At 69.2% G+C, this 11,768-nt stretch carries 10 protein-coding genes and 1 pseudogene; 8 read left to right on the top strand and 3 right to left on the bottom strand.

What is annotated here, in order from left to right:
- Positions 1–25: 25 nt before the first annotated feature.
- The 4 genes from A5694_RS17805 (at position 26) to A5694_RS17790 (ending at position 5,774) form a co-directional block, all read left to right on the top strand.
- Positions 26–1,024 (top strand): NAD(P)H-dependent glycerol-3-phosphate dehydrogenase, encoded by a 999-nt coding sequence (locus A5694_RS17805; protein ID WP_064923650.1) that lies wholly within the window; start codon positions 26–28, stop codon positions 1,022–1,024.
- 36 nt (positions 1,025–1,060) lie between these two features.
- Positions 1,061–2,179 (top strand): D-alanine--D-alanine ligase family protein, encoded by a 1,119-nt coding sequence (locus A5694_RS17800; RefSeq protein ID WP_064923589.1) that lies wholly within the window; start codon positions 1,061–1,063, stop codon positions 2,177–2,179.
- Positions 2,180–2,421: 242 nt separating this feature from the next.
- Positions 2,422–4,587 (top strand): hypothetical protein, encoded by a 2,166-nt coding sequence (locus A5694_RS24180; protein ID WP_064923587.1) that lies wholly within the window; start codon positions 2,422–2,424, stop codon positions 4,585–4,587.
- 41 nt (positions 4,588–4,628) lie between these two features.
- Entirely contained in the window at positions 4,629–5,774 is a 1,146-nt protein-coding gene (locus tag A5694_RS17790; protein WP_082952732.1) for a cytochrome P450, read from the top strand.
- Here the strand turns inward: A5694_RS17790 and A5694_RS17785 are convergent.
- A complete protein-coding gene (locus tag A5694_RS17785; RefSeq protein ID WP_064923583.1) occupies positions 5,758–7,083 on the bottom strand; it encodes a TetR/AcrR family transcriptional regulator in 1,326 nt (441 codons plus the stop codon). The genes A5694_RS17790 and A5694_RS17785 overlap by 17 nt on opposite strands.
- A gap of 36 nt (positions 7,084–7,119) precedes the next feature.
- A complete protein-coding gene (locus tag A5694_RS17780; RefSeq protein WP_064923580.1) occupies positions 7,120–7,653 on the bottom strand; it encodes a DUF3515 domain-containing protein in 534 nt (177 codons plus the stop codon).
- Between A5694_RS17780 and A5694_RS17775 the strand changes: the two genes are divergently transcribed.
- Entirely contained in the window at positions 7,652–8,662 is a 1,011-nt protein-coding gene (locus A5694_RS17775; RefSeq protein ID WP_064923578.1) for a thiamine-phosphate kinase, read from the top strand. The two genes, A5694_RS17780 and A5694_RS17775, sit on opposite strands and share 2 nt — an antisense overlap.
- Positions 8,663–8,668: 6 nt before the next feature.
- Complete coding sequence (locus A5694_RS17770) at positions 8,669–9,349, top strand: uracil-DNA glycosylase (RefSeq protein ID WP_064923576.1); 681 nt, start codon at positions 8,669–8,671, stop codon at positions 9,347–9,349.
- 115 nt (positions 9,350–9,464) lie between these two features.
- Here the strand turns inward: A5694_RS17770 and rpmB are convergent, their stop codons facing one another.
- Positions 9,465–9,656, bottom strand: coding sequence for a 50S ribosomal protein L28 (gene rpmB / locus A5694_RS17765; RefSeq protein WP_064923574.1), 192 nt, complete (start codon positions 9,654–9,656; stop codon positions 9,465–9,467).
- A 199-nt stretch (positions 9,657–9,855) separates the two neighbouring features.
- Between rpmB and A5694_RS17760 the strand changes: the two genes are divergently transcribed.
- Positions 9,856–11,508: a DAK2 domain-containing protein gene (locus A5694_RS17760; RefSeq protein ID WP_064923648.1), complete on the top strand. Its 1,653-nt coding sequence runs from the start codon at positions 9,856–9,858 to the stop codon at positions 11,506–11,508.
- 2 nt (positions 11,509–11,510) lie between these two features.
- A pseudogene (locus tag A5694_RS17755) lies at positions 11,511–11,768 on the top strand (ATP-dependent DNA helicase RecG); the annotation flags it as partial.

The following is an 11,768-nucleotide window of genomic DNA, read 5'->3' as shown; positions in this document are numbered from 1 at the left end:
GGGCGCTGAGGGCACGGTCGCGGTGATGGGAGCGGGAGCCTGGGGCACCGCGCTGGCCAAGGTGCTCGCCGACGCCGGTAGCCAGGTCAGGCTGTGGGCGCGCCGATCCGATGTCGCCGCTCAGATCAACGAGACCCGCTGCAACCCCGATTATCTGCCCGGCGTCACGGTGCCGGACGGGGTACGCGCCACCACCGACCCGGCCGAGGCACTGACGGGGTTGACCACGGTGGTGCTGGCCGTGCCGGCGCAGACCATGCGGACCAACCTGGAGGCCTGGACGGCGCAGCTGGCCGACGGCGCCACCCTGGTCAGTGTCGCCAAGGGCATCGAACTGGGCACGCTGATGCGGATGAGCCAGGTGATCGCCGCGGTAACCGGCGTCGACCCCGGACAGGTCGCCGTGATCTCCGGGCCCAACCTGGCGGCGGAGATCGCCGCCGAACAGCCCGCCGCAACGGTGGTCGCCTGCACCGACTCCGGTCGGGCGGTGGCGCTGCAGCGCATGCTCAACACCGGCTACTTCCGCCCCTACACCAACGCCGACGTGATCGGCACCGAGATCGGCGGCGCCTGCAAGAACGTCATCGCCCTGGCGTGCGGCATGGCGGCCGGGGTGGGCCTGGGCGAGAACACCGCGGCGGCGATCATCACCCGGGGACTGGCCGAGATCATCCGGCTGGGCGTCGCGCTCGGGGCCAAGGGCGCCACGCTGGCCGGTCTGGCCGGGGTGGGTGACCTGGTGGCGACCTGCACCTCACCGCAGTCGCGCAACCGGTCGTTCGGTGAGCGGCTCGGCCGGGGCGAGGCGATGCCGCCGCTACCGGGGTCCCAAGGACTGCCCAGCACCACCGACGGTCACGTCGTCGAGGGTGTCACGTCGTGTCAGTCGGTGCTGGCGCTGGCCTCGAGCTACGACGTGGAGATGCCGCTGACCGACGCCGTGCATCGGGTCTGCCACACCGGCTTGTCGGTCAACGAGGCGGTGGCGTTGCTGTTGGGACGTCGCACCAAACCGGAGTGAGCGGCCCGGGCCGGACCGCCCGGTACCCTCTGGCGTGTGAATTCCCACGAACGCACCCGGGTGGCCGTCGTGTTCGGCGGCCGCAGCAGCGAGCACGCGATCTCGTGCGTGTCGGCGGGAAGCATCCTGCGCAATCTCGATCCGCAGCGTTTCGAGGTCGTTGCCGTCGGGATCACCCCGGAGGGTTCCTGGGTGCTCACCGACGGCGACCCGGATAGTTGGGTGATCAGCGGCCGCCAGCTGCCTGCGGTGAGCAAGGCCTCCGGTGCCGAACTGACCCTGCCCGCCGACCCGCAGCGGGCCGGCCAACTGGTCGCCTTGTCATCCCCGGCGGCGCCCACGGCGCTGCTGCAGTCGGTCGACGTGGTGTTTCCGGTGCTGCACGGCCCCTACGGCGAGGACGGCACGGTGCAGGGGCTGCTCGAGCTGGCCGGGGTGCCCTACGTCGGCGCCGGGGTGCTGGCCAGCGCCGCCGGCATGGACAAGGAGTTCACCAAGAAGCTGCTGGCGGCTGAGGGCCTGCCGATCGGGCCGTACGCGGTGCTGCGGGCCAACCAGGCGACGCCGTCGATCGAGGACCGGGAGCGGTTGGGGTTGCCGGTGTTCGTCAAACCGGCGCGCGGCGGGTCGTCGATCGGGGTCAGTCGGGTGACGTCGTACGACGAGCTTCCCGCGGCCATCGCCGAGGCGCGCCGCCACGATCCCAAGGTCATCATCGAGGCCGCCATCGTCGGGCGCGAACTCGAGTGCGGGGTGCTGGAATTCCCCGACGGCACAGTGGCCGCCAGCACGGTGGGGGAGATCCGGGTGGTGCGCGGCTCTGCCGACTACGACGACCCCTTCTACGACTTCGCCACCAAGTACCTCGACGACGCCGCGGAACTCGACGTGCCCGCCAAGATTGACGACGACGTCGCGGATACGGTGCGGCAGTTGGCAATTCGCGCCTTCGCCGCGCTGGACTGCCAGGGCCTGGCCCGGGTGGACTTCTTCCACACCGACAACGGTCCGGTGATCAACGAGATCAACACCATGCCCGGATTCACCACGATTTCGATGTATCCGCGAATGTGGGCGGCCAGCGGCGTCGACTACCCGACACTGCTGGCGACGATGGTCGACACCGCGCTGGCCCGCGGGGTGGGGCTGCGCTGACGGCACGCGGGCCTATCACATCCCACACTGATCTTTGACACAGCTTTCGCATCAGCTGGGTCGGTCGGAACCTGAGTGAGCGCGGCGATTCTGCCTTGACCGGCTGTGCTCGATGACGTTTTGCCAGCACAACGCGATTCTGACGACGTGTCTCAAATTTCTGACGCAGAGTCTTGTCGGTAGCCCTACTCTCAAGTAAGTTCGCGTGGGTGCGTTCCTGACTTCTCGGTAAGGAGAGAGCAGTGCAGCTAGCCGCCCGTACGTTTCGCTACATCCCGTTGGCCGCCGCCACAGCCGGAGGACTGCTGACCGCGGCAGTTTTGCAGGCGGCCGCTGCAACCGCCGACACCGTCGGTGACACCGCTGAACTCAGCGGCAACGCCTTTACCGTCGGCGGCCTCACCTTCGACCCCGGCAGTGACGGGTACGAGCCGGTGAACCCGTTTGTCGGTATCGCCCCATTGCTCAAGATCGGCTTCAGCTCACTCCTGAGTTCCGATGGCAGCGCGGCGGGGACACAAGACCTCGTGGTATACGACGGCAGCGGTGCCGAATTGGGCATGGCACACGCCTCGGTGAACGCCTCGGACCTGCTGGGCATTGACAGCGCGCAGTTCACCGTCCAGACCGTCACGCCGCCGGTCGCAGATATCCAGGCTGCCCTCACCGGCAGTGGCCTCGACTTCGCCGGTGCGGGGATCAGTGTCAGCGACCTGGCGAACGCCTTGGCAGCCACCCCCGCCTTCGGCTCCCAAATCCCATACGGCACCGGCGATATCAGCAGCGACGACGTCCTTATCGCTCTCCTGGGCACGAACATCGACCTCAACGGCGCCGGCATCACCGACGCCGACATCGCCGCGGTATTGAACGGTATCGACACCTCGGCCCTGCCAGATGCCGGGACCGTCTTCAGCATCACCAATTTCGGCTCGGGGTGGGCGAATGTCTATGCAGCCGTTCCCAATGCCGACGGCACCGGTGTTGCGAGCATCACCGACACCCTGGTGACACCCTTCGGAAATCTCGACATCCCGACGACGTTTGATGCCGTGGCCGCCATGGATCCGGGAGCCGCCTTCGCGGACTTGGACGCCACCACTCACAACGCAGACATCGGTGACGACGCATTCACCCTCGGCGGCATCACTTTCGACCCGGGCGGCGAAGGGTTCGCCCCGGTATTCCCGCTCTTCGCGGTGGCGCCGCTGATGGAGATCGGCGGCGGCCAAGTCGTCGGCGGCGGCACCAGCCTGCATCTGGCAACTCAGGACTTCACCGTCTATGACAACAGCGGGTCCGGCATCGGGTCGGTCACCACCGCGGTGAACGTCCAGAACCTGTTGGGCATCGAGAGCACCCAGCTCACCGTCATCGACGGTGCGCCGGCCGACGGTGCCGGCTCGGCCGCGCTGCCAACTGACGGCACGGTATACAGCGTCACCGACTTCGGTTCGGGCTTCGCCAACGTCTACATCGCCACCCCGAACGCCGACGGCACCGCCGCGGCCACCATCACCGACAAGGTGGTGACGCCGTGGGGCAATTTCGAGCTTCCGACCGGTTACGACGCCATTGCCCTAATGGACCCCGGGGCCGCCCTGGCGGGTCTTGGCGTCGCGGCTGAAGCCAGCGGACTCAGCGACAACGCGTTCACGATCGGCGGTGTCACCTTCGACCCCGGCAGCGCCGGGTTCGACCCGATCAACGAGACGTCGGGGATCGCGCCGTTGCTGCAGATCGGCGGCGGGACGCTCGGGGGCGCAACGCACTTCGCCAACCAGGCCCTCGAGGCGTACGGCGACAGCGGCGATCTCGGATCGGTGGTCACCGCGGTGGAGACCGCGAGCCTGCTCGGTCTCGTCGACACCACGACGCTCACGGTCGACGGGTACGACCTGCCCGCCGGCGACCTGGTCGCCGCGCTGGAAAACAGCGACATCGACTTCACGAGCCTGGGCTTCACCGCCGCCGACCTGGTCACTGTGCTGGAAAACTATGGCAACACGTTCAACTCCTTCGTCCTCGGTACCGGCCAGCTCACCGATATGGATCTCATCGGCCCACTGTTCTGGGGCGGTCTCTACGGCTCCGGCATCGACCCGCAGGCGGTCGCCGATGTCATCAACGGTGCGGTCGCCGCCTACGCCTCTGACCTGCCGGAGTTGGGCACGGTCTACAGCGTCATCGACTTCGGCGGCGGCTTCGAGAACGTGTACTGGGCCCTTCCGAACGAGGACGGCGACGCCGCGGCCAGCATCCACGACATGCTGGTGACGCCGTTCGGCAACCTCGACCTGTCGAGCATGTTCGACGCCGTCGCCGCTCTGGACCCGGGCGACGCCGCCGCCGGGATCTCTGACGCCGGCGCGGCCTTCGACATCTTCGACCCGGGCACCTGGTTCTGACCATCGGCACCACTCCTACGTTTGCCGCGGCGGACCTGCCGGTGGCCGAGTCCCGTGATGCCGCATGGGAACTCGTCGGCCGGTGCCCTCTGGCTGTGGTCGACGACGGCTATGCCGTTACCGGCCGCGCGCTGGTCGAAGAGGTGCTGAAGGACCCGGTGATGTTCTCGTCGAAGACGGCGTTCGGCGTGTTGAGCTGCCCGGTGCCGCTGGTACCGCTGGCCCTCGACCCGCCGGAGCAGACGCGCTATCGGCGCATCCTGCAGCCGTTGTTCAGTCCACGCATGATCACACCGCACGAACCCGAGTTGCGCCGGCGCGCCGCCGGCCTCATCGAACCGATCGCCGAACGCGGCCACTGCGACTTTATCGCCGAGGTTGCCGCAGTCTTCGCCGCTGACGCCTTCTTCACCGTCGTCGGGCTTCCGTCAGACATGCGCCACCAGTTCGTCGAATGGAAGGATGGAGTCCTTGGGCGGGCCGCTCCGTCGGCGTCGGTGACATCCGACGCCGAAGCCGCCCGCAACGGGCTGCAGGCCGCGGCCGAACTGTTCGACTGCCTCGCGGGGTTGGTGCGGCAGCGTCGTGTCCGACTCGGCAACAGCGACGACGTGCTCACCCGGCTGCTGAAGCTGTCCGGCCCGGACGCGTTGACCGACGATGACGTGATCGGCGTGTGCTTCCTGCTGGTGCTGGCCGGTGTGGACACCGTCAAAGACGCGTTGGGTTTTGGAATGCAACGGTTGGCGGAAAACGCCGACAAGCGCCAAGAACTCGTCGACGATCCGTCGCTGATCGCCGCCGCAACCGAGGAGCTGCTGCGGTTGGATCCGCCGTCCCCGTTCGTCCCGCGGGTGACCACGGCGACCGCCACGCTGGGAACCACGACCTGGCCGGCCGGCACCATGATCAGCAGCTATCTGGCGGTAGCCAACCGCGATGAGGCCGACTTTCCCGACCCGCAGACCATCGACTTCCACCGCAGCACCAACCGCCATACCAGTTTTGGCCTGGGCCCGCACCGCTGCTTGGGCGCGCACCTGGCCCGGCTGGAGATGCAGATCATCTACCGGGAGTGGCATAAACGCATCCCGCGCTACCACATCACACCCGGCGCGACGCCGCGGGTGCGCTGGCCCAGCGGCAACGTCGGCCTGGACTGCCTGCCTCTCACCCTGGAGGCGTGAAAGCGGCGCGCAGCAGGGTGCGGCGCAGCACGGTCATCATCAGGGCCGCGGTGTCGGCGTCGTTGCGCTCCGGGTGATGCGACAACGAAAGGTCGGTCAGCCTGCCCAGCACCGCAAGGAAAACCGCAGCGGACACTGTCATGTCCAGGCCAGCCGGCAGTTGGACACGCTCGACCAAAGTCACTGTGGCCCTATGGAAGCTCTCATTGCCGGCTCGGTACCTGTCGACGGGCAACTGCTGCGCCAAGGTGCCGTCGTACCAAGTGCGGGTGACTCCCGCGTAGGCACGCTGGAAGGTGACGAACCGTGTCAGCCAATCCTGAAGCGACTCCGCGCCGATGCCGGTGTGGGCGAGTGCGCGAAGCTCGTCGGCGAGTGACCGGCCCTTGGCGATGGCTTGGTCACTGAGTTCGGCGAGGATGGCCACCTTGGTGCTGAAGTAGCGATACAGCGTGGCCCGGCTGGTATCTGCCGCCGCGGCGATGTCACGCATGGAGGTTGAGTGGTAGCCGTGAGCGAAGAACAGCGCCGAGGCGGCCACCAGAATCTCTTGGCGCACCGGCGGCCCGGCGCCCGGATCTGCCTGCGCTACAACGGCGTCAGTCACTTCGGGCGCCGTGCGGGGACCGGCGTCCGGCATCGGGGGTGCCGCCACTGTTTCCAATACCTCGTCGGGTGTCTCGGGGAAGAGCAGCAGCTGCAGGGCGATGGCGAGCGACGCCGAGGTACGCGTGCTGGAGCACAGGCCGAACATGGCGCGAAAGCGATACAGATTGACCATGTGCACTATTCGGATCAGCACATCGGCCGCGTCGTCGGGTTCAATGCCGCAGACTCCCGCGTCGTGCAGTTTGGCGCTGATCGTCGCTGCGTACTCAACGGAGATTCGCCCGGCGTCGATTTGGGGGCTTCCCTCGACCGGGCCGATTCCGGGTAGCTCCAAAAACACCATCGCGTACCTGTCGTACATGTCGGCCCACTCCAGCAGCCACTGATGCAGGTTGCGCAGGCCGTCGGCGTCGGGTGCGAGCCGCCCGAGGCGCCGGCCGTGGGCGAGTACGTCCGGTTCGCATTGGCGGTAGAGCTCGCCGAAGATGTCGTCTTTGCTGTGGAAGTACTGGTAGATGGCGGCGCGGGAACTGCCCACTTCTTCGGCGATCGCATCGATCGACGTGCCGTGGTAGCCGCGCGCGACGAAAAGGCGCCCGGCGCACTCCAGAATTCGACGGCGCGTGCCCAGGCCTCGGTAACCGACCGCGACATTGTCCGGCGCGTAACCGGGACGGTAGACCGGCTCAGAACCTGGCACCCGAGCTACCTTATCGGCCGCGGTTTAAGGTGGCGGCTAACGTGCCGGACCCGGCCGGATCGGCACTGCGTCCAGATTCTCGGCGATCAGATCGGACAGCTCCTGAATCGGCGCGGGCCCGGAACCGCGGGGCAGGGTCAGCGCCAGATAGACCTTGCGATCGACGGCATACCAGGTGGCGCGTTCTCCTTCGCGGACCTCGAACCACTGCACGCGATCGACCACCTGGATGGGCGAGCCGACCACGAAGTCGGCCGGCCGGTCCAGTCCGCAGCGCAGCACCACCGTCTCCTCGGCGCCGGCTGTCCAGGCCGCCGCGCCTTCGGGTGCCGGTGGGGCGATCTCGGCGCGCCGATAGTCGCCCAGCTGCTCGGGCAGCGCGTCGAGCACGGCGTGGCAGGCCGCGTCGCCGGCGTGCGGGGCCGGCACCACCGCAAGCCGGATCGGTTCAGCCGGTTGCCCGCCCGGCCGGTGGGCGGCCGCCACCGCCAGCGCGGCGCTCACCGCGGCGACGGCGACGACCAGGGCGGCGATCAGCGCGAACCGCGGCGGCCCGTCGGCGTCGGTCATGGCCCCGTCCTTTCGGTCGCCCCTAGACTCGGTGGCTGTGCGCGGTAGCGAGCCCACGCTGGGTCAGCTTGGAGAGTTTCCCATGATCGACCGGCTGGTGGCCGGTCGCCGTCAGCCCAGTGCGACCGAAGTGGGCCCCGGCGACGACGCGGCGGTGGTGCGGTGCGCCGATGGCCGGACCGTCGTCTCCACCGACATGCTGGTGGAAGGCCGGCATTTCCGGCTGGACTGGTCGGCTCCGCACGACATCGGGCGCAAGGCGATCGCGCAGAATGCCGCCGACATCGAGGCGATGGGCGCCCGCCCCACCGCGTTCGTCGTGGCATTCGGCGCCCCCGCGGCCACGCGGGCCGCCGATGCCGCCGCCGTGGCGGACGGCATGTGGGCCGAAGCTGGGCGGTTCGGTGCTGGGGTGGTCGGCGGTGACCTGGTCGAGGCCGATTCCTGGATCGTGTCGGTGACGGTCCTCGGCGATCTGGCCGGCCGCGCGCCGGTGCTGCGGTCCGGGGCGCGGCCCGGCGCGACGGTAGCGGTGGCCGGCGAGCTGGGCCGGTCGGCGGCGGGCTTTCGGCTGTTGCGCGACGGTGTGGCCGATTTCGAGGCGCTGCGCCGCCGCCACCTCGTCCCGGAGCCGCCCTACGGGCAGGGCGTGGTGGCCGCTGACGCCGGCGCGCAGGCCATGACCGACGTCTCCGACGGTCTGCTGGCCGACCTGGGCCATGTGGCCACCGCATCGCAGGTGACGATCGAGGTGTTCACCGCGGCGCTGGCCGCCGATCAGCAGGCGCTGGCACCGGTCGCCACTGCGGTTGGCGCCGAGGCGTGGTCATGGGTGCTGGGCGGGGGAGAGGACCATGCGCTGGTCGCGGCGTTTCCCGGCGCGGTTCCGGCCGGCTGGCGGGTGATCGGGCAGGTGCTCGACGGACCGGCCCGGGTGCTGGTCGACGGGGCGCCGTGGGAGGGGGATGCGGGCTGGCAGTCATACGGTTCCGGCGCCCCGTTACGTTGAGACACCATGAGCGCGCGTCCACTTCCTGAACTCGTCGAGAGCGGTTGGGCCGCGGCCCTGGCGCCGGTGACCGAGCAGGTGGCCTTGATGGGCAAGTTCCTGCGTGAAGAGATCGCAGCCGGGCGCGGCTACCTTCCGGACGGGCCCAATGTGTTGCGAGCCTTCACCTTTCCGTTCGACGCCGTGCGGGTGCTGATCGTCGGGCAGGATCCCTATCCGACACCCGGGCACGCGGTGGGACTGAGTTTCTCGGTGGCTCCGCAGGTGCGGCCGCTGCCGCGCAGCCTGGAGAACATCTTCACCGAGTACACCGCCGACCTCGGCTACCCCAGGCCCGCCAACGGCGATCTTTCCGCGTGGGCGCAGCGCGGTGTGCTGCTGCTCAACAGGGTGCTCACGGTGCGGCCAGGCAATCCGGCGTCACACCGCGGCAAGGGGTGGGAGGCGGTCACCGAGTGCGCGATCCGCGCGCTGGTAGCCCGTGAGCAGCCGATGGTGGCGATTCTGTGGGGGCGCGACGCGGGGACGCTGAAGCCGATGCTGGCCGACAAGTGTGTCGCGATCGAGTCACCGCACCCCTCGCCGCTGTCGGCGTCGCGGGGGTTCTTCGGTTCGCGGCCGTTCAGCCGCGCCAACGAGCTGCTGACCCAGCTGGGCGCCGAGCCGATCGACTGGCGGCTTCCCTAGACCACCGAAACGTCCTCACGCATTCCTACCGACGCCGACTCGATATGGCGCCCGGCGCCCGCCGGTAAAGCCCGTCGGCGTTCTCAGGGCTGCAATGACACAACCGCGCGACTATTTAGCCGCGCACGACCTTGCCGGCCTTGATGCACGAGGTGCAGGCGTTCAGGCGCTGCTTGTTGCCGCCGGGACGGGCGGCGTGCACGGTCTGAATGTTCGGGTCCCACCGGCGGCTGGTCCGACGGTGCGAGTGCGACACCGACTTGCCGAAGCCGGGGCCCTTTCCGCAGATATCGCACACGGCAGCCATATGTGACACTCCTCAAAACGTCTGCTTGAGGGCCAACAACCTAACGAGCGGGTGGCCCGACAACCTGATCAGGATACCCGGCAGGCCGGGCAACCACCAAAACGGCCCGCTGCAGCCCGCGAAGCGGTGTGACCTGTGGCGTCGCCCGCAATGATTAGGCTTGCAGCCACCGAAGGTGGCGGCAGGAAGGTGCGTGCAGGTGGGCAACCCCGAACGTCGGCTGGATGCGGCCACCTTGCGGGACTGGGCGCACACCGCTGTCGGCGATCTGATCACCCACACCGACGAGATCAACCAGCTCAACGTCTTCCCGGTCGCCGATTCCGACACCGGCACCAACATGCTGTTCACCATGCGCTCGGCCCTGGCCGAGGCCAACACCGAGGCCGCCTCCGGTGAGGTGGCCCGCGTCGCGGCCGCGCTGTCGGCAGGTGCCCTGCACGGCGCACGCGGCAACTCCGGGGTGATCCTGTCGCAGATCTTGCGCGGCTTGGCGGACGTGACCGCCGCCGACGGCACCCGTGCAGCCGACGTCGACGCCGCGCTGTTGGGTGCCGGCCTGCGGCACGGGGTCGAGCTGGTGATCACCTCGATGGGCGGCCGGGAAGTGCCGGGAACCATCGTGTCGGTGCTGCACGCCGCGGCGGTGGCCATCGAGCAGTGCGCGGCGCACGGCGCCGGGTTGGGTGCGGCGATCACGGCCGCCACGGACGCCGCGGCCGAGGCATTGGAGCAGACCACCGAACAGCTCGATGTACTGGCGCAAGCCGGGGTGGTCGATGCCGGCGGCCGCGGCCTGCTGGTGTTGCTCGACGCGTTGCGGTCGACGATCACCGGGCAGGCACCCGTTCGGCAGGTTTATCAGCCGTCCCCGCGGCCCCGCCCGCCGGAAGCGGTCACCGAGGCGCCCGGGCCGCAATTCGAGGTGATGTACCTGCTCGGCGAGTGCGGCCCCGACGACACCGACGCGTTGCGCGAACGGCTGACCCAGCTCGGTGATTCGGTGGCGATCGCGACCTCGGGGGTGGTCGGCGGCTATTCGGTGCACGTGCACACCGACGACGCCGGTGCCGCCGTGGAGGCGGGCCTGGCGTTCGGCCGGCCGCGGCGGATCCAGATCTCGGCGCTGGGCGGGGCCACCGGCCTGCCGCCGGGCAGTTGGGCCCGGGAGCGTGCGGTGCTCGCCGTGGTCGACGGTGAAGGGGCGCAGGAGCTATTCGCCTCCGAGGGCGCCTGCGTGCTGCGGCCGGACCCGCACAGCGCCGACCCCGCGACCATGGTCACCGCCCAGCAGCTGCTGCGCGCGGTGGTCGACACCGGCGCCGCCCAGGTGATGCTGCTGCCCAACGGGTACGTCGCCGCCGAGGAGCTGGTTGCCGGGTGCACGGCGGCCATCGGCTGGGGCATCGACGTGGTGCCGGTCCCGTCCGGCTCGATGGTGCAGGGGTTGTCGGCGCTGGCGGTCCACGATCCGGGCCGGCCGGTGGTCGACGACGGCTACACCATGGCGCGGGCGGCAGGCAGCACCCGGCACGGTTCGGTGCGGGTCGCCACCGAGCAGGCGCTGACGTGGGCCGGCACCTGCCGGCCCGGTGACGGGCTGGCCATCGCCGGTGACGAGGTGCTGATCGTGGCCGGCGATGTCGGCGCGGCGGCGATCGGCCTGATCGACCTGTTGCTGGCGGCCGGCGGTGAGCTGGTCACGGTGCTGGTTGGAGCCGGTCCCGACGGTGCGGACAGCGATGTCGTCGACGTGCTCGAGGCCCATGTACATGATCAGCATCCCGGAATAGAACTGGCGACCTACCTCACCGGGCATCGGGGCGACGCCCTGCTGATCGGGGTCGAGTAGCGATGGCCACGTTGCGTGACCGGCTGGATTTCGTCATCGGCTCCGACGCTGCGGCAAAGCTCGACGATGCGTTCGGCATCCGCACCGTCGGCGAGCTGTTGCGGCACTACCCGCGCAGCTACGTCGAAGGCGCCGGAGTCCGCCGGGCCGCCGATAGCCGCCCCGTCGAAGGCGACCACATCACCGTCGTCGACACCATCGGCTCGGCCGTGCTCAAGGACATGCAGCGCCGTAAGGGCAAATTCCTCGTCGTCACCGTC

The organism is Mycolicibacter sinensis (genome assembly GCF_001667945.1).
Lineage (GTDB): Bacteria > Actinomycetota > Actinomycetes > Mycobacteriales > Mycobacteriaceae > Mycobacterium > Mycobacterium sinense_B.
Note: the sequence above shows the minus strand (reverse complement) of the source record. Positions and strands in the feature narration are given on the sequence as shown.